This window comes from Methylobacterium sp. J-118, assembly GCF_057836565.1.
This window is the reverse complement of the sequence record NZ_JBYQFA010000001.1, coordinates 593,110-615,032: the sequence shown is the minus strand read 5'-3', so window position 1 is coordinate 615,032 and position 21,923 is coordinate 593,110. Positions and strand designations below refer to the sequence as shown.

Here is a 21,923-nt window from a genome sequence, read left to right as displayed (position 1 = left end):
AGCGGCGCCGACGGCGTAGACCGGCCCAGCCAGGGCCTCCGCAACGCGCCACGTGCGAAACAATAGGCTGAACATGGCGACGAAGGCAACGGAACGGGACGAGACGGACGCTGCCCCTGAGCAGCAGACCGACGGGCCGCTCCTCGACCTGACGGATGCTTCGGTCAAGCGGATGGTCAAGCTCGCCAAGAAGCGCGGCTACGTGACCTACGAGGAGGTCAACGAGGTCCTGCCCGAGGGCCAGTCCGACCCGGATCAGCTCGAGGACGTGCTGTCGCAGCTGTCCGAGATGGGCATCAACGTGGTCGAGGCCGAGGAGACCGACGAGGCCGCCGGCGAGAAGCCCGCCGAGAGCGACGAGGAGGAGCCCGAAGGCGGCGAAGTCGCCGAGGTCGCCCCGGCGCGCGCGGTCACGGTTGCGACCACCACCAAGGAGCCCACCGACCGCACCGACGATCCGGTGCGGATGTACCTGCGCGAGATGGGCTCCGTGGAGCTGCTCTCCCGCGAGGGCGAGATCGCCATCGCCAAGCGCATCGAGGCTGGCCGCGAGGCGATGATCGCGGGCCTCTGCGAGAGCCCGCTGACCTTCCAGGCGATCATCATCTGGCGGGACGAGCTCGTGGAGGGCAAGGTCCTCCTGCGCGACATCATCGATCTGGAGGCGACCTATGCCGGTCCGGACGGCAAGAACGCGCCGCAGATCGCCGAGGGCGAGGACGCCGCCGAGGACGGCGAGCCGCCGGCCCCGCCGGAGGGCGGCGACGACGAGGACGACCTGGAGAACAACGTCTCGCTCGCCGCGATGGAAGCCGAGATCAAGCCGCGGGTCCTCGAGACCTTCGATGCGATCGCCGCGAATTACCGCAAGCTGCGCAAGTCCCAGACCGAGGGCACCGAGCGCAAGGCCGCGGGCGAGAAGAACACCCCGGCCCAGAACCAGAAGCAGGCCGAGCTGAAGGACATCGTCGTCGCCGACGTGAAGTCCCTGTCGCTGAACAACAACCGCATCGAGGCGCTAGTCGGGCAGCTCTACTCAATCAACAAGCAGCTAATCGGCCACGAGGGCCGCCTGATGCGCTTCGCCGAGAGCCACGGCGTGGCCCGCGACGAGTTCCTGCGTCACTACCAGGGCTACGAACTCGATCCGAACTGGATGGAGCGCGTCGGCACGCTGGGCGGCAAGGGCTGGAAGAACCTGGTCGAGAAGGGCTCGCGGCAGGTCACCGACCTGCGCGCCCAGATCCTCGACCTCGCCTCCGAGACCGGGTTGGAGATCGGCGAGTACCGCCGCATCGTCAACATGGTCCAGAAGGGCGAGCGCGAGGCCCGGCAGGCCAAGAAGGAGATGATCGAGGCGAACCTGCGCCTCGTGATCTCGATCGCCAAGAAGTACACGAACCGCGGCCTGCAGTTCCTGGACTTGATCCAGGAGGGCAACATCGGCTTGATGAAGGCCGTGGACAAGTTCGAGTACCGGCGCGGCTACAAGTTCTCGACCTACGCCACGTGGTGGATCCGGCAGGCGATCACCCGCTCGATCGCCGATCAGGCGCGCACGATCCGCATCCCGGTGCACATGATCGAGACGATCAACAAGATCGTCCGCACCTCGCGCCAGATGCTCCACGAGATCGGCCGCGAACCGACGCCTGAGGAACTGGCCGAAAAATTGGCCATGCCCTTGGAGAAGGTGCGAAAAGTCCTGAAGATCGCCAAGGAGCCGATCTCCCTCGAAACGCCGATCGGCGACGAGGAGGACAGCCATCTGGGTGACTTCATCGAGGACAAGAACGTCGTCCTGCCGATCGACGCGGCGATCCAGTCGAACCTGCGCGAGACGACGACGCGGGTTCTGGCCTCGCTCACGCCGCGCGAGGAGCGGGTGCTGCGCATGCGCTTCGGCATCGGCATGAACACCGACCACACCCTCGAGGAGGTCGGCCAGCAATTCTCGGTGACCCGCGAGCGCATCCGACAGATCGAGGCGAAGGCCCTGCGCAAGCTGAAGCACCCGTCGCGCAGCCGGAAGCTGAGGAGCTTCCTGGACAATTGAGCCCCCGCCGCGGCCGCTGCCGCGGCGCTTTCCCGTCGTCCGCGCCGTCACGACGCCGCGCGGCATTCAACCTGGCGCCATGCTCGAACGCCGCCCGCCAACGCCCGGAGTGCCGACGGCCTTCGCGGACGGCACCGAGGCCGACGATGTCCCGTTCGGGGCCATCCAACCCTCCGTGGGCATCCGCGACTGGTTGCTGGGCGAAGGCGCGCGTCTTCAGAACGCCGATGACATGCTGTCCGGTCTAGCCGAGCGGCTGATCGCCATCGGCGTGCCGGTGGACCGGGCGTCCACGGCCATCGACACCCTGCACTCGGAATATGCCGGCATCGGCCGGATCTGGACCCGGGATGGCGGCACCACGGTTCGATTGTTCCCGCACGGTGCCCGCTCGACCGATGCGTACCTCAACAGCCCGTTCCACACCGTTCACGAGACCGGCGAGTGGCTGATCCTGGACCTCAGCGAGACGTCCGACGACGCCTACGCGATCGTCCCGGACCTGAAGGCCGAAGGCTACATCCACTACGTCGTGGCCCCGCTGTTCTTCACCAACGGCACCAAGAACGGCATCACCTTCGCGACCCGCTCGCCGGAGGGGTTCGGGGCCGACGACATCGCGATCCTGCGCTTCGTCATGCCGGCGCTGGCCGCCGTCATGGAGATGCGCGTCCTCAACAAACAGCTCGACCACGTGCTGCGGCTCTATGTCGGCGACGAGCCGCACCGGGCGATCCTCGCGGGCGACATCCGCCGCGGTCAGGTCACGCGGATCCGCTCGGCGATCCTGTTTGCCGACATGCGCGACTACACCCGGACCTCCGCCGACATGAGCCCCGAGGAGGTGGTGGGCCTGCTCAACGTGTTCTTCGACTGCCTGGTGCCACCGATCGAGCGCGAGGGCGGCGAGGTGCTGAAATATCTCGGCGACGGACTGCTGGCGATCTTCCGTGAGTCGGGCGACGATCTCGGGGGCGCCGCCAAGGGCGCGTTGACGGCGGCGCAGCACGCCCTGGCGGCCTTGGACGAGGCCAACGCCCTGCGCCAATTCCCGGTGCCGGTGGCCGCCGGGATCGCCCTGCATCACGGCGAGGCGGCCTACGGCAATGTCGGCTCGGGCTCCCGGCTCGACTTCACCGTGATCGGCCGGGACGTGAACCTGGCCAGCCGCCTCGCACAGCTCAACCGCATCCTCGGCGAGCCGCTGCTGATGTCGAAACCGTTCGTGGATTTCCTCTGGGGCGACCCGATCCCGCTGGGCGAGCACGTGCTCGACGGATTTCGGGAGCCGATGGCCGTGTTCAAGCCGAAATTCCTGCGCCCGCGCAAACCGGTTTGAGGCCGCGCCGCGACGGGTTCGTCCGCGGCAGCAGAGCGGCGGTTTCGTGCGGGACTTCGGAACCGTGGGCACAGCACCCCCGAGCTCCAACGCCGTCAGAATTGCCAAGCCGGAGCGAACTCGGCGCTGTAGGCCGATTGCCGGCAGCCCCAGACGGGATCGATCATCCTCGCGAGCGCGCGCCGTGCCAGGGCACAGGAGCGCGCCAAGACGTCGTTCGGAACGTTCGGCTTTTTCAATACCTCGAGACAGGCATGAAGGCTTATGTTATATTGGCCGACATGATAGGCGTTGGCTGAATATTCCTCCAGCATTCCATATTCATAGACCCAGGGATTCAGCGATATGCCTTCGCTCGGCAATGTCAGGGCAATGCCCGCCTCGGCATAGCGGAACCCCTCCGGAAATCTGTCCTTACTCCGGCAATACCGGCTGGCCCCGTGGCGCGCTTCTGCCCGCGCCGGGCGGACCACGATCGCCCGATCGTACAGATGCAACACCGTGTCTTCGGGCTCATCGACGCGTTCCGCGTTGACGGCAGCCATCAGCAGGCTGAAATAGACTTCTTCATCCCATCGACATAGCTTAGCGCTCTTCACAAAACAATCAAGCGCGTTACGGTAGTCCTTCGCTGCATCGTATGTACTGCCCAGATACATCGTGTACCGCGCGACCATGAACGGGTCTTTCTCGACCGCCAGCGCCTGTTCCAGGACGGCGATGTCGCGGGCATCCGCGGTCGTGTCGTGATGGCGTGCCCCGTCTTCGCCCCGGCGCATCGCGAGGGGGAGGATCGGCGTCTCCGGATCCCCAGGGCATTCGAGAAACTCGTGCAGAACGCCGCGATAACGCCAGTTTTTCTTGCTGCTGACCAGTTGTTTACGCCAGTAGCGCGTATGGGTGTCGACGATCTCGAACCTGTATCCTGCCTCATGAAGCTTCGGCATGACGAAGTCCGGAGGGATGATCAGCTCGTCATCGGCGTCGATGATGAGCGCGTACTGCGCGTGCGGACGGGCGAGCTTCAGGGCCTCGTTCCAATTGAACGCGAAATCGACCCAGGGCCGCTCGACGAGCCTGCCGGGCATGTCCGCCATCGCGGCGCGGATGACATCCTGCGTCCCATCCGTCGATCCGGTGTCGACGATGACCCAGTGATCAATGATCGGGCGGACGGAATCGAGGCACCGCCGGATGACATGCGCCTCGTCCTTGACGATCATCGACAAGCAGACGGTCTGACCGGATCTTTTCACGCCAGCATCGCCTAAACATACGTGCGTGCGTCGCACGCACGAACCTGTCAACTCATAGCTCAGCTCGCCGCGCGTCACAAATCAGAGAGTTTATTTTGCTATTGGATGCATAATAGTTCAGCGATTATCATACGTTATTGGCAAATAATACTGCGTGAAAGATGATTATCGATCGATAGCGATCACGATACAGAAAAGTTTCATAAACCAGGCCCGCCCATGACGGACACGGTTCCCGGCCGGCACGGTCGGAGAGGATCCGCCTGCCGCATTCCCTGTAACGCGAACGCCCCCCCCCCTCTTCCCGAGGCGGCGAACCGGCGTTTTGGGAGGAGGGCATTGGTCCCCGCGGCCAACACGCCCGACAGGCTTCCCGCCCAGCGCTTCGTGCGGTGACGAGGCGCACGCAGACATGGCCCCACCGGCTGGCCCGCCCCGGGCGAAGCCCCGGCGCGGTCAGCCCCGCAGCGTCATCGTGGCGCCGGCGACGCTGAAATCGCGCAGGCGGCGTAGGAACGACATGCCCAGCAGGCTGGTGCTGAGGCGGCCGCGCGGGATCACCACCGCCTCCACGTCGCGCACCGTGATCGAGCCGATCTGCATCACCGCAATCCGGATCGGCGCGACCCGGACGGCTCCGTTCGCGGTGTTCCAGACACGGGTGAAGTCGGTGGGACCGACCCGGATCCCGATCCGCGCGGCATCCTCCTCGGAGAAGGCGCAGGCGCTCGCACCGGTATCCACCATCATCGGCAGCGTGCGGCCGTCCAGCAGGACGGTGACGAGGAAATGGCCGTTGCGACCGGCCTGCAGGGCCACGCCCGCGGGCGCTCCGGCGTCGGGTGCCGGTTCGACCGCCGGGGCGATGATATGGGCGACCGGCTCTGTCCGGGACCGCTCACGCAGCTTCTGGACGGCGGTGGCGGCCAGGAAGCCGAACGTACAGACGAGCAGGATGGTGCGCACGCAAGTCCGTTTCTGTGCGTCGGTGCCGGCGCCCGGGACGCGAGCCGAGATCGGGCCGATGAGACCTCGAACCCATGAAGGGATCGTGCGCGCGGGCTGCGGCAGTGGCCGGGGGAAGGCCGATTCCGTTCGGCTTGGTGTCCGATCGGTGACCGCGATCCACGATTGTCGCCGGCCCGGACGGAGCTGGCCCGGCAGCGGGGTTGACCGGCGCGGGCCGTAGCGCCACATCTGCATCTGTTCCAGGGAGATCCCCGGCAAGGGGCTGAGAAACCGCTGGCACGTCCGTCAGGACTTGCGGCGCGGAAATCCTTCGAACCTGATCCGGCTCATACCGGCGTAGGGATTGGACCGCGGCCGCCCGTAAGGCCGGCCACAGCTTCTCACCGAAGCACAGGGCCCATTCTCCGCGACGTCACCCTGTGGAGAGATGCGTGTCCCTGGACCGCCCCCCGTCACCGATCGGACGCCGCCGTGGCGCGGCCAGCCCCTCAGAGCGGGCCGGCCTGCCCGTTCGCGCCGACATCGCAATCGTCGGCGGCGGCCTGATCGGCCTGTCGATCGCCTGGCGGCTGGCCCGTGCGGGCCGGTCCGTGGTGGTGCTGGAGCGCGAGACGATCGGCGCCGGGGCTAGTCTCGCGGCCACCGGCATGCTGGCACCGGCGGCCGAGCACGAGCCAGGCTCCGATCCGCTGCTGCCGCTCGCCCTCGACTCGCTCCGGCGTTGGCCGGGGTTTCGCGACGCGCTGGAGGCCGAGTCGGGTCAGGCGATCGATTACCGGCCGGATGGAACCCTGGTGCTGGCCGTCGGGCGCGACGAGGTCGAGCGCCTGCGCTTCCGCCACGATCTGCAGCGCCGGTCCGGCCTCGACGCGACGTGGCTGCCCGGCAGCGAGGTCCGGCGCCTGGAGCCGGGCCTGCGCCCCTCCGTCACCGCCGGCCTTCACTGCCCGCTGGATCATCAGGTCGATCCGTGCCGTGTCATGGCGGCCCTGGCGGAGGCCTGTCGGCGGGCCGGGGTCGTCGTGGTCGAGCACGCACCCGTGACCGCCCTGGACTGGTCGGGGGGCCGCGTCACGGGCCTGCGCGTCGGCGAGGACGGCGTCGCGGCCGGAACCGTGATCCTGGCATCCGGCGCCTGGAGCGGTGAGGGCGGGTTGCTCCCGCCGACGCTCACGCTGCCGGTGCGCCCGCTCAAGGGCCAATCCCTGGCCCTGCGCACCACCGCGCGCACGGGCACCCTCGGCCGAATGGTCTGGACCGAGCAGGTCCACATGGCCCCGAAGAGCGACGGCCAGCTCATCGTCGGCGCCACCGTGGAGGATTGCGGCTTCCGTCCGGGCGTGACCGCCGGCGGCCTCTACGCACTGCTCGAAGGCGCCCGCCGGGTGCTGCCCGGGATCGAGGAGATGGAGGTCGAGGCCGTGTGGAGCGGCTACCGTCCCACCTCCGACGACGACGCACCGATCATCGATACGCTGGCACCGGGTCTGGTCGTCGCCACGGGGCACCACCGCAACGGCTACCTGCTCGCCCCCGTCACCGCCGATGCCGTGGCCGAACTGGTCATGGGCGGCGCCCTGCCGGAGGTCGCCCGCCCGTTCACCCGGGCGCGGTTCGCGCAGCCGGAGCCCAAGAGGGCGTCGGCATGAGGCTGTTCGTCAACGGCGAGCCGCGCGACTGCGCAGCCGAGACCATCGACGGCCTGTTCCGCGTCGAGGCGGAGGAGACCGGCATGGAGAGTCCGCAGGGCATCGCCATCGCGCTGAACGGCCGCGTCGTGCGCCGCCGGGATTGGGGCGAGACCCCGGTCGCCGAGGGTGACCGCGTCGAGATCGTCCGCGCCATGCAGGGAGGTTGAGCATGGACCCCACCGTCACGCCGCTGCGCCCCGGGACCGGGGCGGATGGTTTCACCGTGGCCGGGGTGGCTCTGTCCTCCCGGCTGTTCATCGGCACCGCCGGGTATCCGACCCAGGCGATCATGCGCGACGCCGTCGCGGCGAGTGGCGCCGAGGTGGTGACCGCCTCGATCCGCCGGGTCTCGCTCCAGGGCCACGGCTCCGACACGGTGACCATCCTGAAGGGCAAGCGCTTCCTGCCGAACACCGCCGGCTGCGAGACCGCCCGCGATGCGATCATGACCGCCGAACTCGCCCGCGAGGCCCTCGACACCAACTGGATCAAGATCGAGGTGATCGGCGACCGCGAGACCCTCTACCCGGACGTGACCGAGCTGATCGAGGCCTGTCGCCACCTCGTCGATGACGGCTTCGTGGTCCTGCCCTACTGCAACGACGACCCGATCGTCTGCCAGCGCCTGGAGGATCTCGGCTGCGCCGCGATCATGCCCATGGGGTCGCTGATCGGCTCCGGGATGGGAGTGGCCAACCCGGCAAATCTCGAACTGATCTGCCGCCGGGCCAAGGTGCCGGTGGTGGTCGATGCCGGGATCGGGACCGCCTCGGACGCGGTGATCGCCATGGAGCTCGGCGCCTCCGCCTGCCTGATCAACACCGCCATCGCGAAGGCCGACGATCCGGTCCGCATGGCCCGCGCCATGGGCCGGGCGGTCGAGGCGGGGCGCGACGCGCATCTGGCCGGGCGGATCCCCCGCCGGGGCCGGGCCGAGCCGTCGAGCCCGCAGCTCGGCCTCGTCGGCTCGTGAGGATGCTGCCGTCGCCGCTGCTCGCGGTGACGGACCGGCACGGGCATCCACGGCCCCTCGCCGAGACCGTGCGGGCGATCCTCGATGGCGGCGCCCGCTGGATCTGGTTTCGCGACCGCGATCTGGAACCGGACGCGCGCCGCCGCCTCGGCGCGGCCGTGGCCGAAGCTGTCCGGGCCCGGGGCGGGGTCCTGACGGTGGGCGGCGACGTCGCCCTGGCGCGCGCCCTCGGCGCCGACGGGGTGCATCTGGGCGGCGGTTCGGGTCCGGAGGCGATCGCGGCGGCCCGGTCCGCCCTGGGGGCGGCGGCGCTGATCGGCGTGTCGGCCCACGCGTTTCAGGAGGCCGTGCGGGCCGCGGCGGCCGGCGCCGATTACGTGACGCTGAGCCCGATCTATCCGACCGCGAGCAAACCGGGCTACGGACCGGCGCTCGGTCCGGACGGTCTCGCGGCGGCGCGGGCCGCCGGCCTTCCGCTGGTGGCGCTCGGCGGGATCGGCCTCGACCAGATCGCGGCCTGCCGCGCGGCGGGCGCGGCAGCGATCGCCATCATGGGCGGATTGATGCAGGCCGACGATCCGTCGGACGCCGCGCGGGACCGGCTGAAAGCCTGGAACGCGGCGCCATGCGCGCGCACGTGATCGGTCTAGCGTCTACGCGCCGCTGATCCGAGCCGGCTATCCGCCTGACCAGCCGAGCCGTCCGAACGGGGTCTCATCGAGGGACCCGTCCGAGATCTACTTCTCAGACGGCCCATAGGGCGGCCGCGGAATCGCCCGGTGCGCGGCCCGCAACGCCGCCGACCAGCGCTCGCGCAGGTCGTGGAAATAGCCCTCGCCGGCCTCGATCCGGTGGTTCACCTCGAGCGTCGGCGCGTTCCGGCGGGCGACCGCGATATCGATCGGCAGGCCGACGCCGAGATTCGACCGCATGGTCGAATCCATCGAGACCAGGCTGACCTTCAGGGCGTCGTACAAATCGGTCCGGTAGGTCACCGCCCGGTCGAGGATCGGCTTGCCGTATTTGTGTTCGCCGATCTGGAGGAACGGGGCGTCCGTGCTGCACTCGATGAAGTTGCCGGCCGAGTAGATGAGATACAGCCGCATGTCGCCGGTGCCGATCTGTCCGCCGAACAGCAGCGAGATCGAGAACCGGATGTTGGCCGCCTCGAACCCATCCTTCTCGATCGACCGCACCCGGCGGATGGCACGGCCGATGAGCTGCGCCGCCTGGAACATGGTCGGCGCCTCAACGAGCTTCTGCGCCGGCTCCTCCCCCTCACCGGGCACGCCCTCCTGAAGCAGGCTCAGCACCGATTGGGTGATCGACAGATTGCCCGCCGAGGCCAGCATCATCACCCGCTCGCCCGGCACGTTGAAGTGGTGCAGCTTCCGGTAGGTCGAGATGTCGTCGAGCCCCGCGTTGGTGCGGGTGTCGGCCACCATCACCAGCCCTTCTTCGACCAGGACACCGACACAGTACGTCATCGTCTTCGGGCTTTCATGCGATGGGACCGCCGTCGCGGGACTCAGGACTGGGCGGCGGCCCTGCCTTGCTCGACGCGAAGCTTCACGTCCAGTGTCTCGGTCCCGCCACCGGTCCGGCTGCCCCGGATCGGCGCGGCGCCGAGATAATCGAGCCCGGTGGCCACGCGGATGTAACTGTCGGACGGGCTCATCGCGAAGCACGGATCGAACGCCACCCAGCCGAGATCCGGCACCAGCGCCTCGGCCCAGCCGTGCGGCGCCTCGACCGTGGCCTCGCCGTCGTCGCGGGCGCGGTAGCCCGCGACGTAGCGCGCGGGGATGCCGACATGCCGGGCCGCCGCGATGAAGACATGCGTCAGATCCTGACAGACACCCCGCTCCGCCGCGAAGGCCTTCGCGGCCGGGACAGCATTGGCGGCCGGGCCGGGCTCGTAGGCCACGACTTCGGGAACGGCCCCCATCAGGCGGTGGAGCAGCGCCAGCGGCGCCGCGTCGCCGGCCGTGGCGACGCGCTCCGCGAAGACCTGCAGCTCCGTGCTAGTCGCGCAGAGATCCGTGTCGCGCAGATAGAACGAATCCGGCAGACGTTCGACGGTCCCGCGCACGATCCCCTGGGTGTCCTCGGTGTCGACCTCGCCGCTGACCCGGATCGTCAGGGCGTCGGCGGCCTCGTCGGGGGTGAACCAGTGAACCAGGTTCCCGAATCCGTCCTCGCGGGCGGTCAGGCGCCCGTCGACGGTGGTGTCGATCCGCCACCCTCGGACGTACTGGCCGTCATGGTCCCGCGGTGTCAGCCGCAGGACCTGGACGAGCCCGCGGGCCGGCTGCTCGTAGGTGTAGATGGTCTCGTGGATCACGCGGATGCGCATGCGCGGGGGGCCTGTGCGTCTTCGTCAGCCGACCAGATACTGCTTGGCGATGGCCTCGCCCACCCTATTGTTCTCGGCGATGAACGCCTCGACGAACTCGTGCAGGCCGGAGGCGAAGACCCGGTCGATATCCTCGGCCTCGAGCTTGGCCAGCATGTTGCCGGCGAACCGCTGGCTCGGTCCGCGCCGGCCATAGGCGTCGGCAATCAGGTCGAGATACTCGACGATCACCCCGTAGCAATTCGCGAAGGACCGGGGCATCTGCTTGTTGAGGATCAGCAGATCGGCCACCAGGAGCGGCTTCACGCTCTCCCGGTACACCCAGTGGTAGGCGTTGAAGGCTGAGACTTCGCGCAGGATTGTGGTCCACTGGAAGTAGTCGAGGCTGCCGCCCACCGTCTCGTCGTGGGGCAGAAGGATCTGGTATTTCACGTCGAGGATGCGCGCCGTGTTGTCGGCCCGCTCGATCGCGGTGCCGAGCCGGGTGAACCAGAAGGAGTCGTTGCGCAGCATCGTGCGGAAGGCCGAGCCGTCGAAGGTGAGCGAGACGGTCTTCACCCAGTCGAGGAAGCGGCCGAACTCGTCGCGGTTGAGGTCCTTGCCGGCATAGTTGCGCAGTTCGAGCCAGGCGCCGTTGATCGCGTCCCACATCTCGGTGGTGAGCGCCGTGCGCACGGAGCGGGCGTTCTCCCGGGCCGCCTCGATGCAGGAGCGGATCGAGGAGGGGTTGTGCGGGCTGAAGGCCAGGAAGTCGCAGACCGTATCGGCGTTGACCGCGCTGTAATGCGTCTTGAACGCGTCCGGGTCGCCGGCCGAGGCGAGGGCGGAGTCCCACTCGTTGCCCTCGCCGCCGCCGTAGCTCGTCGGCAGCGACGCGAAGCGGTGCGCCGCGTCGAGGATGCGCGCGACGAAGTCGGCGCGCTCGACGTAGCGCGAGAGCCAGAAAAGGTTGTCGGCAGTCCTGGAAAGCATTCTTTTTCAGCCACGTCGAGCGGACCGGGGAGCCCGCGCCTCGGGATGTCCGACCCCGTGAAATCAGGCGTCCAGCACCCAGGTATCCTTCGTACCACCACCCTGGCTCGAATTGACAACCAGCGAGCCCTCTTTCAGCGCGACCCGGGTCAGGCCGCCCGGGACGATGCGGATCTGGTCGGCGCCGTTGAGCACGAAGGGCCGCAGGTCGACATGGCGCGGCGCGACCCCGGAGGCCACGAAGGTCGGGCAGGTCGAGAGCGACAGGGTCGGCTGCGCGATGAACCCGTCGGGGGCATGCTTGAGCTTCTTGGCGAAATCGTCGATTTCGCGCTTGCTCGCGTGCGGCCCGACCAGCATGCCGTAGCCGCCCGAGCCGTTGACCTCCTTCACCACCAGCTCCGACAGGTTGTCCATCACGTAGGCGAACGAGTCCTTCTCGCGGCAGCGATAGGTCGGCACGTTGTGCAGGATCGGCTCCTCGCCGGTGAAGAACTTCACGATCTCCGGCATGTAGCTGTAGACCGCCTTGTCATCGGAGATGCCAGTCCCGACCGCGTTGGCCAATGTCACCGAGCCCCGCTCGTAGGCATTCATCAGGCCCGGCACGCCGAGGACTGAGTCGGGGCGGAAGACGAGCGGATCCAGAAAATCGTCGTCGAGGCGGCGGTAGATCACGTCAACCCGGCGCGGACCCTCGGTGGTGCGCATGTAGACCACGTCGTCCTTGGTGAAGAGGTCCGAGGCCTCCACCAGCTCGACGCCGAGCTTGTCGGCAAGGAAGGAGTGCTCGTAGAAGGCCGAGTTGTAGCGGCCGGGGGTCAGCAAGACGACCGTGGGGTCGCGGGTCGCCGAGACCGGGGCGAGGCTGCGCAGGGTGGCGAGCAGCGCGTCGGGATAGTTCTCCACCGGGGCGACCCGGTGCTTGGAGAACAGGTCCGGGAACAGGCGCAGCATCACCTCCCGGTTCTCCAGCATGTAGGACACGCCGGACGGGATCCGGGCGTTGTCCTCCAGGACGAAGAAATCGTTTTCGCCCGTGCGCACGATGTCGATGCCGGCGACGTGGACGTAGAGGTCGTGCGGCACCCGGAACGAGCGCATCTCCATGCGGTAATGGGCGTTGCGATAGACGAGATCGGCCGGGATGATGCCCGCCTTGATGCATTCCTGGGCGCCGTACACGTCCTTCAGGAACAGGTTGATGGCGGTGACCCGCTGCTTCAGCCCGCGCTCCAGGAATGTCCATTCCGGCTTCGTGATCACCCGCGGGATGATGTCGAACGGAATCAGGCGTTCGGTCGATTCGTTGTCGCCGTACACCGCGAAGGTGATGCCGATCCGGCGGAACAGCAGCTCGGCCTGACTGCGGCGGGTGTTGAAATGCTCCGGGGGGGTCGTTTCGAGCCACGTCTTGAGCGTGCCGTAGGCGTCTCGAATCGCGGCCGGATCGGCCGTGCCGGTGCCGAGCCCGGTCATCTCGTCGAAGGCCGTCACCGCCATCTCGCTCCTCCCTAACGCTCCCGCTCTGAGGCAAGAGGCGCGCCATCTGCTCGTGGCTATATCTGCCCTCGATAACGCTCAAGGCGGCGAGAGGATCAGATCAGCTTGAGGCCTTTCAGGCTCGCGTGACCGTTTCGCCCGAGGATCACGTGATCGTGGACGACGATCTTCAGCGGCGCGAGCACGGCCACAATCTCGCGGGTCATCGCCACGTCGGCGGCGGACGGGCTCGGATCGCCGGATGGGTGGTTATGGGCGAGGATGATGGCGGTGGCCGAGAGTTCCAGCGCCCGCCGGGCGACCTCCCGGGGATAGACCGGCGTGTGGTCGACGGTGCCGCGCCCCTGCACCTCGTCGGCGATCAGGTGGTTGCGCTTGTCGAGGAACAGGATCCGGAACTCCTCGCGCGGCGCGAAGGCCATCGTGGCGCGCAGGTAATCCTGCAGTGCGCCCCATGAATCCAACAGCGCCCGCCCGCGGATCGCCCCCCGGGCGAGGCGCCGCCCGGCGGCCTCGATCACCTTGAGGTCGGCGGCGACGCCGGCGCTGACGCCCTGGACCTCCATCAGCCGGGCCGGCTCGGCGCTCAACACCTCGGCGAAGCTGCCGAACCGGGCGACCAGGGCCTTGGCCAGGGGCTTCACGTCGCGCCGCGGGATCGCGCGGAACAGGACCAGTTCCAGCAATTCGTAATCCGGCAGCGCGTCGCCGCCCGCGGCCGCGAACTTCTCGCGGAGCCGGTCGCGATGGCCGTGATAGTGCGGCGCGTCCTTGGCCAGCGACGACGCGCCGCCGGCGTCGGCGAAGAGCCCCGCCTCGGCATCGTCCGGCCGCGGCGCCATGGTCGGTCAGGATGCGGGATTGACGGGCTGGTGCAGCCCCTTCGGCGAGATCGTGAAGATCTCCACCCCCGTCTCCGTCACCGCCACGGTGTGCTCGAACTGGGCGGAGAGCGAGCGGTCGCGGGTCACCGCGGTCCAGCCGTCGCCCAGCACCTTCACGGCCGGCCGCCCAAGGTTGATCATCGGCTCGACGGTGAAGAACTGGCCGGGCTTGAACGGCACGTCGTAGCTCGCCTCGACGTAGTGCAGGATCGTCGGCGCGTCGTGATAGGTGCGCCCGAGCCCGTGGCCGCAGAAATCCCGCACCACCGAGCAGCGCTCGCCCTCCGCGTAGGACTGGATCGCCCGGCCGATATCGTTGGTCGAGCCGCCCGGCTTCACCGCCGCGACGCCGCGCATCAGCGCCTCGTAGGTGATCTCGCACAGGCGCTGGGCCCGGCGCGAGACCTCGCCGACATAGGCCATCCGGCTCGAATCGCCGTGCCAGCCGTCGAGGATCAGGCAGATGTCCAGGTTGACGATGTCGCCCTCGCGCAGGGGCTTGTCGTTGGGGATGCCGTGGCAGACCACGTGATTGATCGAGGTGCAGATCGACTTCGGATAGCCGCGATAGAGCAGCGAGGCCGGATAGGCGCCGTGATCCATGGCGAACTCGTAGGCGAGCCGGTCGAGCGCCTCCGTGGTGACGCCGGGCAGGGTCGCCTCCATCAGCAGGTCCAGGGCCTCGGCGGTGAGCCGGCCGGCGCGGCGCATGCCTTCGAAGCCCTCGGGACCGTGGATCGGCGGCTCCGGGGCGCGGCGCGATCCCTGCGCGGTGGCCTGTTCCTGCTGCATGTCGGGACTTTTCGCGGCGTCATCAATCGGGCGTCCGACCTATGTACGGTGCGCGGCGCGGGAGGCCAAGCCGTGTCCGGCACGCGGACGGGCGTGGCTTGCGCCGGAAGCGGGGCTGGCGGCATAAGCGGCCGCATGGCGCCCGGTGCGCGCGGGTGGATTCGCCGCGCGATCGGTACGGGTCAGGCGAGGGCCGGATGGCAGGCAAGGCGGTACCCCACTTTCACAACGAGCCGGGTGTGCCGGTGGTCGCTGTCGGGGTGAAGGAGTTCATGTGCATCGGCGCGCTGCCGCCGTTCGACCACCCGCACGTCTTCCTCGACATGGGCGCCGACACCGAGATCATCTGCCAGTACTGCTCGACCCTGTACCGTTACCGCGCCGGCCTGAAGGCCGACGAGGCGGATCCGCAGGCCTGCGTCTGGCACGACGACGCCAAGCTCGCGGCGGAGTAGGCGCGCCGTCGCGGTGTCCACCGACAATCGACCATTGCGGATCGGGATCGTCGGGGCCGGGATCGGCGGCCTCACGGCGGCGCTGGCGCTGTCGGATGCCGGCCATGCCGTCACGGTGATCGAGCGCCGCACCGGCTTCAGCGAGGTCGGAGCCGGAATCCAGATCTCCCCCAACGCGAGCCGCGTACTCGCGGGGCTCGGCCTTTCGCCCGCCCTGCGCCGGGCCGCGAGCGAGCCCCCGGGCGTCGAGGTACGCGCTCTCGACAGCGGCCGCCGTCTCGGCGGCGTCGCCCTCGGGGCGGCGGCGCAGACGGTGTTCGGCGCGCCCTACTACGTGATCCACCGGGCCGATCTGCAGACCCTCCTGCTCGATGCCCTGCGCGGACGGCCGGCGATCCGCCTGATGATGGGCCGCACCGTAACGCGCCTGGCCGAGACGGAGTCGGAAGTCCTCCTCGCCGCGGAGGGCGCCAGCGGCGTGCAGGATCTGGCCTTCGATCTGGCGATCGGGGCCGATGGGCTGCGCTCGCGCCTGCGCGGACATCTCGATGCGGCGCCGCTCCGGCCCGGCCATGCGGCGGCGTGGCGGGCGCTCATCCCGATCGAGGCCGTGCCGGAACCCCTGCGCGGTGCGGCGACGGGGCTCTGGCTCGGCCGGAACCGGCACGTGGTGCATTACCCGGTCCGGGACAGCCAGTTCCTCAACGTCGTGGCGGTCGTCCCCGAGGCGGTGGGCGACGAGGGCTGGGGCCGGCTCGGGGAGCCGGCGGTGCTGCGCGCCTGCTTTCGCGGCTGTGCCGAGCCCCTGCGCGGATTGCTCGGCCTGCCGGATTCCTGGCTGGTCTGGTCGCTGGCCGATCGGGCCGTGGCGCGCCCGCTCGCCCGCGGCCGGATCGCGCTGATCGGCGACGCCGCCCATCCGGTGCTGCCCTATCTCGCGCAGGGCGCCGCCCTCGCCATCGAAGACGCCGCGGTACTGACGCGCGCGCTCTCCCACCAAGTCCAGGTGCCGGCCGCGCTCGCCTCCTTCGCGGCGGACCGGGCGGCCCGCGTCCGGCGCGTCCAGAGGGCCGCCCGCGCCAACGGCCGGACCTATCACGCCAGGGGATTGGTGGCGTTCGCCCGCAACGCCGTGATGGCGCGGCTCGGCCCCGACGGCATGCGCGACCGCTACGCGTGGCTGTACGGCTGGACGCCCCCGGCTTGATCGCGCGGCCGGCCGCGGCTACCGAAGGCCCGATGCGGACGTGGCGGAACCGGTAGACGCACGAGACTTAAAATCTTGCGGCCGCAAGGCCGTGCGGGTTCGAGTCCCGCCGTCCGCACCACCCCGTTCCTTCGCGCGCAGGACAGCCTTCGGATAAGGCAGCGATCCCTCAAATCCGCGCGATCTCCGCAACGGTCCCGCAGCGTTCGCCTGGCAGGATCGGCGCAGGGAGATTGCGCATGATCGACGCCCTTCAGACCGCCACGACCGGCATGACCCGGGCCTCCGACCTCCTCGGAAATGCGGCCCAGACCATCGCGTCCGCCGGGGCGCCCGTCGCCGAGACGGCTTTGCAACCCGCCGCGCAGGTGGACCTGTCCAGCGCCGCCGCCGAACTCGTCGGCTCCAAGTCTGCCTTCGCGCTGAACGCCGCCGTGGCGCGGACCGCCGACCGGATGACCGGTCAGCTCCTCGACATCAACGCCTGAGCGCCGGCAGCGCCAGCGACGCCAGGATCGCGGCCGCCGCGAACAGCAGGGCCACGCCGACGGCGCGATAGGCGACGACGCCCACGAGCCCGCCCGCGAGGAACGCCCCGACGGTCAGCACGTGAAGGCGCAGCCGCGTGGGGTCGTGGCGCTTCAGCGGAATCCGATCGGGCGCGGCGCGATCCAGCCAGCGCGCCAGCTCGATGCCGATATCGGTGATCGTGCCGGTGACATGCGTCGTCCGCACGCGCGCCTCGGAGATCTTCGTCGCCGCGGCGTTCTGCACACCCAGGGCGAAGCTCAGGCCGAGCACCAGGGCATGGCCCCGCGCCGGCTCCGCGAGGGGAAGCGCCACGAGGCCGATGGCGACGAGGAGCACCGCTTCCGCACAGACGCTGTAGGCGTAGGCCCCGTGCTCGGCGCACCGGCGGCGGTAGCGGATCAGCAGCGTCGACACCGCCGCACCGAGCACGAACAGCAGGACGAGGAGCAGCGCCTCCGCCGCCAGGACGAGATCGCCGGTTCCCGTGCGGTCGGAGATGGCCGAGACGTTCCCGGTCATGTTCGAGGCGTAGAGGCCGACCGCATAGAACCCCGCGGTGTTCAGCGCCCCGGCCACCGCCGCTAGGGACAGGCCGAGCTTGCGATCGGCTTCAGGGGTGCGCGTCGCGCCTTCGTGGACCAGCATCGAATCGTCTTACCGCCGCGACCTGAACACCCGGTTCACGCCACGTGCGAGTGGGCTGAATGGGGCGCTGCCGGAGCGGCGCCGCGCCATGTCGCTAGCGTATCGCCCCGGACACCGAAACCACGATGGATGGCGGCCGCCGTCCGGGCCCGGGGTCGTCAGACCCAGGGAGCCATCTCACCAGCCGTAATGGCTGCGGTCGCCGTAGCCGTAGCCGCCGTAGCCGTCATCCCAGTCCCGGTGCCAGCGGCGGGCGGGACCGTAGCCGACCGGCACCCGTTCGTAGGTGACCGTCCGGCGGGTGGCGTAGACCGGTCCGTCCTCCTCGTACACCCGGTAGGCGGGGGCGGGCCGCACCACCACGGGCGTGTATCCGTAGGACTCACCGTACCCGTAAGCGGGCGCCGCGTGGGCCTGGGTCGCGGCGCCGATCAGCGCGCCCGCCGCGAGGCCGCCGATGATGCCGGCCGCGATGGCCCCGCCGCCGCGGGCTTCCGCGGTCGAAGAGGCCAGGCTGCCCGCGCCGATCAGCGCGGCGGCCGAGAGCAGAGCGACGCGTGTCATGACCTGTCTCCATGGATGCCCGGATGCACGAGACGTCCGGGATCATGGGGCGGAGGATTCCACAGCCACGCTGCAGCCAGCCTGAATCGCGCGTGCAGCGTGCGTTCAGCTGGCGCGGCCGGCCGCCGGATCGAAGGCTTCCCGCACGTAGCCCCGGGAGATCAGGCGGCTGCGTTCGCGGGTGCGCCGCTCGGCCTCCATCAGGTCGGACAGGGCATCGGCGATCGCGCAGCGCAGGGCGATCCCGGCATCGCCGCCGGCGAAGCCGAGATAGGCGGCGCTGATCGCCTCGACGGGACAGGCATGCGCGTCGCGCGCGGGACTGGCAGCGGTCAGCATCGTGTTCTCCTCGTTCGCGTTCGGGAACGAAAAGAGAACAGGCCATAAAGGTTAACGAATGGTCAACGCCGGCCCCGCGGCCCGATCTTCGGCCGCGGAACCCTGTGGACAACGGGGATGCAGATGCCCGGACCCTGTGGATAAGCGGGCTCACTCGGGCATGCGCGGCAGGGGTTTGCCATCCTCGGGTATCGGGTAGCGCGCGGCGTTCAGCTCCATGGCGAGCAGCGTGTAGTAGCCGGAGATCGCCGCAAGATCGACGATCGCCGGCTTACCGAACCGGGCCTCGGCGCGGGCGTAGGTCGTGTCCGACACGCGCTTGGTGTCCTGCAGTTCCGCGGTGAACTCGTAGACGATGGTCTCGTCATCGCTCATCCGCGCCGGCCGGCGCCCGTCGCGGATCGCCGCGACGATCTCCGGGGCGATCCCCGCCTTCTCGGCGATGGGCGCATGGACGTACCACTCGTAGTCCTGCGTCCAGCGCCGCGCCGTCATCAGGATCACCAGTTCCGACAGGGTTGTGCCGATCTTGGGCTTGAACCGCAGGTAGTCGCCCATCGACCGGGCGAGGGTCATGACCTCGGGCGAATACATCAGCGGCTCGAAGGGCCCGAAGGGCGGTTTGCCCCGGGCCTGCGCGAAGGCCTCGGCCGCCTGCTTCTGCTCGGGCGTGTAATCCTGCGGCGGTATCGTCGGCAGCCGATCCTGCGCAAACGCGGGCGCGAGCGCGAGAGGCAGCGCGGCCAGGGCCAGCGCCATCGGGCGGAATTTCATCGTTTCACTCCGGGGTCTTTTGAATGCGCCGCACGTTCGCGGCTCGGCGTGCCGGAGGCCAGGGCCGCGGAGTCGGATCGGTATCGAACGCCGCCCGGCGTCACCGGTCGGCCGCCGCGGTTGCGCCCGTCGCCGGTCCGCGCCATCAGCGGCATCGATGCCCGGTCTTCCCACCCCATTGCCGATCGAGGCGGCCCTGCCCGACCTGCGCGCCGCGCTCGGCGCGCGGAACGCCGCCGTGCTGGTGGCGCCGCCGGGCGCGGGCAAGACCACGCGCGTGCCTCTCGACCTGCTGGGGGCACCCTGGCTCGACGGGCGCAAGATCGTCCTGCTGGAGCCGCGCCGCCTCGCGGCCCGGGCGGCGGCGGCCCGGATGGCGCAGACGCTCGGCGAGCCGGTCGGCGGCACGGTCGGCCTGCGCGTCCGGCTCGGATCGAAGATCTCGGCCCGCACCCGGATCGAGGTGGTGACCGAGGGCGTGTTCACGCGGATGATCCTCGACGACCCGGAACTCGCCGGCATCGGCGCGGTGCTGTTCGATGAGTTCCACGAACGCTCCCTGGATGCCGATCTGGGCCTCGCGCTGGCCCTCGACGCCCAGGGCGGCCTGCGCGAGGATCTGCGGATCCTGGTGATGTCGGCGACCCTCGACGGCGCCCGGGTCGCGCGGCTGATGGGCGATGCGCCGGTGGTCGCCTCGGAGGGTCGCGCCTTCCCGGTGGAGACCCGCCACGTCGAGCGCGACCCGAACCGGCGGATCGAGGAGGCGGTGGCCGAGGTCACCCTCCGGGCCCTGCGCTCCGATCCGGGCTCGGTGCTGGTGTTCCTGCCCGGACAGGCGGAGATCCGCAGGACCGTCGCCCTCCTGGCGGATCGCATCGGGCCGGACGTGCAGCTCGCGCCGCTCTACGGCGCCCTCCCACCGGCCGAGCAGGACCGCGCCGTCGCCCCGGCGCCCCCCGGAACCCGCAAGGTGGTGCTCGCCACCAGCATCGCCGAGACCTCGCTGACCATCGAGGGGGTCCGGATCGTGGTCGATTCCGGGCTCTCGCGGGTCCCCGTCTATGAGCCTGGGCTCGGCCTGACGCGGCTCGTGACCGCGCGCGCCTCCCGCGCCTCCGTGGATCAGCGGCGGGGCCGCGCCGGCCGGACCGAGCCCGGCTTGTGCTGGCGGCTCTGGTCGGAGGCCGGCACCAGCGCCCTTGAACCCTTCTCGCGGCCCGAAATCCTGTCGGCGGATCTGGCGAGCCTGCTCCTCGACTGCGCCGCCTGGGGGGTGGCCGATCCGTGCACGCTCGCCTTCCTCGATCCGCCCCCGGCGCCCGCCTTGACCGAAGCCCGGACCATGCTGTCGGACCTCGGGGCGATCGACCCGAATGGACGGCTCACGGAGGCCGGCGCGCGGCTGCGCGCCCTGCCGCTTCCGCCGCGTCTCGCCCGTATGGTCACGGTCGCGGCCGGGTCCGGGCGGGCGCGTGCCGCCGCGGAACTCGCCGCGGTCCTGGTGGAACGCGGCCTCGGGGGGGACGAGGTCGATCTCGACGCGCGGGTCGAACGGTTCCGCCGCGACCGGGCCGGGCGTTCAGCCGACATGCGCCGGCTCGCCGAGGGCTGGGCGCGGATCGCGGGCGGCGGCCCGGATGCCGGACCGGCGCCGGCCGGCCCGCTCCTGGCCCTGGCCTATCCGGACCGCGTCGCGCGGGCGCGGGGGCGCGAGGGCGAGTTCGTCATGGCGAGCGGCCGCGCCGGCCGCCTCGATCCGGCCCATGCGCTCGCCCGGGAGACCCATCTGGTCGTCGCCGACCTCGTCGGCGCGGCGGGCAATGCCCGCATCCTGGCGGCGGCGGCGATCGACGCCGGGGCCATCGAGCAGCTCTTCGCCGACAGGATCGAGTCCCGCACCGAGATCACCTTCGATGCGGAAACGGCGTCCCTCCGGGCCCGGGCGGTCCGGCGGCTGGGGGCGGTCAGCCTCGGCGCCCGGCCGCTGCCAGTCCTGACTGATCTGGAGAGCGCCGCGGTCCTGGCCCGGGCAATCGCCGCACTGGGGATCGATCGGCTGCCCTGGACGCAGGCCCTGTCGCAATGGCGCGCCCGGGTGCGCTTCCTGCACGCGGCGGAGGGCGATGCCTGGCCAGACCTGTCCGACGATGCGCTCGCCGCGACCGTGGATGCGTGGCTCGCGACGTCCCTCGTCGGGCGCACCGCCCTGGCCTCGATCACGGCCGACGACCTCAGCGGTGCCGTGCAGGGCCTGCTGCCCTGGACGTTGCGCACCCGCCTCGACGCCGAGGCGCCGACCCATGTGGAGGTGCCCACCGGCTCGCGCATCGCGGTGGATTACGCCGCCGACGAGCCCGCCCTATCCGTGCGGGTGCAGGAGTTGTTCGGCCTCGACCGGCACCCGCGGGCCGGCGGACGGCCCCTGGTCCTGCACCTGCTGTCGCCCGCCCACCGCCCCATCCAGATCACCCGCGACCTCCCGGGTTTCTGGCGCGGATCCTGGGCCGCGGTGCGGGCCGAGATGCGCGGGCGCTATCCCCGCCATCCCTGGCCGGAGGACCCGCTCACCGAGGCTCCGACCCGGCGGGCCAAGCCACGGGGAACCTGACTGACG

The 21,923-nt window shown here is 69.9% G+C and carries 22 protein-coding genes, 1 tRNA gene and 1 riboswitch; of the genes, 11 read left to right on the top strand and 12 right to left on the bottom strand.

Annotated features, from left to right (window positions below; genetic code table 11):
* Positions 1-73: 73 nt before the first annotated feature.
* Positions 74-2,056, top strand: a complete 1,983-nt coding sequence (rpoD, locus tag AC3IF3_RS02905) for an RNA polymerase sigma factor RpoD (protein WP_243973460.1) — start codon at positions 74-76, stop codon at positions 2,054-2,056.
* A gap of 79 nt (positions 2,057-2,135) precedes the next feature.
* On the top strand, positions 2,136-3,395 hold the full coding sequence (locus tag AC3IF3_RS02900; RefSeq protein ID WP_489227191.1) for an adenylate/guanylate cyclase domain-containing protein: 1,260 nt from the start codon (positions 2,136-2,138) through the stop codon (positions 3,393-3,395).
* Positions 3,396-3,490: 95 nt separating this feature from the next.
* On the opposite strand, the gene AC3IF3_RS02895 is transcribed toward AC3IF3_RS02900, so the two are convergent.
* Positions 3,491-4,618: a glycosyltransferase gene (locus AC3IF3_RS02895; RefSeq protein WP_489227189.1), complete on the bottom strand. Its 1,128-nt coding sequence runs from the start codon at positions 4,616-4,618 to the stop codon at positions 3,491-3,493.
* Positions 4,619-5,107: 489 nt separating this feature from the next.
* Positions 5,108-5,617, bottom strand: coding sequence for a retropepsin-like aspartic protease family protein (locus AC3IF3_RS02890; RefSeq protein WP_243973462.1), 510 nt, complete (start codon positions 5,615-5,617; stop codon positions 5,108-5,110).
* 235 nt (positions 5,618-5,852) lie between these two features.
* Positions 5,853-5,981: riboswitch (TPP riboswitch) on the top strand.
* A gap of 70 nt (positions 5,982-6,051) precedes the next feature.
* On the opposite strand from AC3IF3_RS02890, the gene thiO reads away from it, so the two are divergent.
* Genes thiO through AC3IF3_RS02870 form a run of 4 tightly spaced genes read left to right on the top strand, consistent with a single transcriptional unit; the run spans position 6,052 to position 8,925 of the window.
* A complete protein-coding gene (gene thiO, locus AC3IF3_RS02885) occupies positions 6,052-7,269 on the top strand; it encodes a glycine oxidase ThiO (protein ID WP_489227187.1) in 1,218 nt (405 codons plus the stop codon).
* A complete protein-coding gene (gene thiS / locus AC3IF3_RS02880) occupies positions 7,266-7,478 on the top strand; it encodes a sulfur carrier protein ThiS (RefSeq protein WP_243973464.1) in 213 nt (70 codons plus the stop codon). Before thiO ends, thiS begins: the two co-directional genes overlap by 4 nt.
* 2 nt (positions 7,479-7,480) lie before the next feature.
* Complete coding sequence (locus tag AC3IF3_RS02875) at positions 7,481-8,284, top strand: thiazole synthase (RefSeq protein ID WP_489227185.1); 804 nt, start codon at positions 7,481-7,483, stop codon at positions 8,282-8,284.
* A 2-nt stretch (positions 8,285-8,286) separates the two neighbouring features.
* Positions 8,287-8,925 (top strand): thiamine phosphate synthase, encoded by a 639-nt coding sequence (locus tag AC3IF3_RS02870; protein WP_243973466.1) that lies wholly within the window; start codon positions 8,287-8,289, stop codon positions 8,923-8,925.
* 96 nt (positions 8,926-9,021) lie between these two features.
* Here AC3IF3_RS02870 and AC3IF3_RS02865 read toward each other — a convergent pair whose 3' ends face one another.
* The 6 genes from AC3IF3_RS02865 to map form a co-directional block, all read right to left on the bottom strand.
* On the bottom strand, positions 9,022-9,771 hold the full coding sequence (locus tag AC3IF3_RS02865) for a proteasome-type protease (protein ID WP_243973467.1): 750 nt from the start codon (positions 9,769-9,771) through the stop codon (positions 9,022-9,024).
* Positions 9,772-9,812: 41 nt separating this feature from the next.
* Positions 9,813-10,640 carry a transglutaminase family protein gene (locus tag AC3IF3_RS02860; RefSeq protein WP_243973468.1) on the bottom strand — a complete coding sequence of 276 codons (828 nt, stop codon included), beginning with the start codon at positions 10,638-10,640 and terminating at the stop codon, positions 9,813-9,815.
* A gap of 24 nt (positions 10,641-10,664) precedes the next feature.
* The gene (locus AC3IF3_RS02855) at positions 10,665-11,612 is read right to left on the bottom strand and encodes an alpha-E domain-containing protein (RefSeq protein ID WP_243973469.1); all 948 of its coding nucleotides are present in this window, start codon (positions 11,610-11,612) and stop codon (positions 10,665-10,667) included.
* 63 nt (positions 11,613-11,675) lie between these two features.
* Positions 11,676-13,115 (bottom strand): circularly permuted type 2 ATP-grasp protein, encoded by a 1,440-nt coding sequence (locus tag AC3IF3_RS02850; RefSeq protein ID WP_243973470.1) that lies wholly within the window; start codon positions 13,113-13,115, stop codon positions 11,676-11,678.
* A 95-nt stretch (positions 13,116-13,210) separates the two neighbouring features.
* Positions 13,211-13,957 (bottom strand): RadC family protein, encoded by a 747-nt coding sequence (gene radC / locus AC3IF3_RS02845; protein WP_489219626.1) that lies wholly within the window; start codon positions 13,955-13,957, stop codon positions 13,211-13,213.
* Positions 13,958-13,963: 6 nt separating this feature from the next.
* Positions 13,964-14,791 carry a type I methionyl aminopeptidase gene (gene map, locus AC3IF3_RS02840; protein ID WP_243973472.1) on the bottom strand — a complete coding sequence of 276 codons (828 nt, stop codon included), beginning with the start codon at positions 14,789-14,791 and terminating at the stop codon, positions 13,964-13,966.
* Between the two features lie 197 nt (positions 14,792-14,988).
* On the opposite strand from map, the gene AC3IF3_RS02835 reads away from it, so the two are divergent.
* From AC3IF3_RS02835 to AC3IF3_RS02820, 4 genes are all read left to right on the top strand, one after another.
* Entirely contained in the window at positions 14,989-15,246 is a 258-nt protein-coding gene (locus tag AC3IF3_RS02835) for a zinc-finger domain-containing protein (RefSeq protein WP_091713381.1), read from the top strand.
* 13 nt (positions 15,247-15,259) lie between these two features.
* Positions 15,260-16,453 (top strand): FAD-dependent monooxygenase, encoded by a 1,194-nt coding sequence (locus AC3IF3_RS02830; RefSeq protein ID WP_489227183.1) that lies wholly within the window; start codon positions 15,260-15,262, stop codon positions 16,451-16,453.
* A 34-nt stretch (positions 16,454-16,487) separates the two neighbouring features.
* A tRNA-Leu gene (locus AC3IF3_RS02825) sits at positions 16,488-16,574 on the top strand.
* A gap of 118 nt (positions 16,575-16,692) precedes the next feature.
* A complete protein-coding gene (locus tag AC3IF3_RS02820) occupies positions 16,693-16,941 on the top strand; it encodes a flagellar protein (protein ID WP_489227182.1) in 249 nt (82 codons plus the stop codon).
* Here the strand turns inward: AC3IF3_RS02820 and AC3IF3_RS02815 are convergent.
* The 4 genes from AC3IF3_RS02815 to AC3IF3_RS02800 all read right to left on the bottom strand — a co-directional run bounded on the left by AC3IF3_RS02815 (position 16,931) and on the right by AC3IF3_RS02800 (position 19,306).
* Positions 16,931-17,629 carry a YoaK family protein gene (locus tag AC3IF3_RS02815; protein ID WP_489227180.1) on the bottom strand — a complete coding sequence of 233 codons (699 nt, stop codon included), beginning with the start codon at positions 17,627-17,629 and terminating at the stop codon, positions 16,931-16,933. The genes AC3IF3_RS02820 and AC3IF3_RS02815 overlap by 11 nt on opposite strands.
* A gap of 177 nt (positions 17,630-17,806) precedes the next feature.
* Positions 17,807-18,193: a hypothetical protein gene (locus AC3IF3_RS02810; protein WP_489227178.1), complete on the bottom strand. Its 387-nt coding sequence runs from the start codon at positions 18,191-18,193 to the stop codon at positions 17,807-17,809.
* Between the two features lie 105 nt (positions 18,194-18,298).
* Positions 18,299-18,532 carry a hypothetical protein gene (locus tag AC3IF3_RS02805; protein WP_243973477.1) on the bottom strand — a complete coding sequence of 78 codons (234 nt, stop codon included), beginning with the start codon at positions 18,530-18,532 and terminating at the stop codon, positions 18,299-18,301.
* A 150-nt stretch (positions 18,533-18,682) separates the two neighbouring features.
* The gene (locus AC3IF3_RS02800; protein WP_489227176.1) at positions 18,683-19,306 is read right to left on the bottom strand and encodes a carboxymuconolactone decarboxylase family protein; all 624 of its coding nucleotides are present in this window, start codon (positions 19,304-19,306) and stop codon (positions 18,683-18,685) included.
* Positions 19,307-19,463: 157 nt separating this feature from the next.
* Between AC3IF3_RS02800 and hrpB the strand changes: the two genes are divergently transcribed.
* Positions 19,464-21,917 carry an ATP-dependent helicase HrpB gene (gene hrpB, locus AC3IF3_RS02795; RefSeq protein ID WP_489227174.1) on the top strand — a complete coding sequence of 818 codons (2,454 nt, stop codon included), beginning with the start codon at positions 19,464-19,466 and terminating at the stop codon, positions 21,915-21,917.
* Positions 21,918-21,923 lie beyond the last annotated feature (6 nt).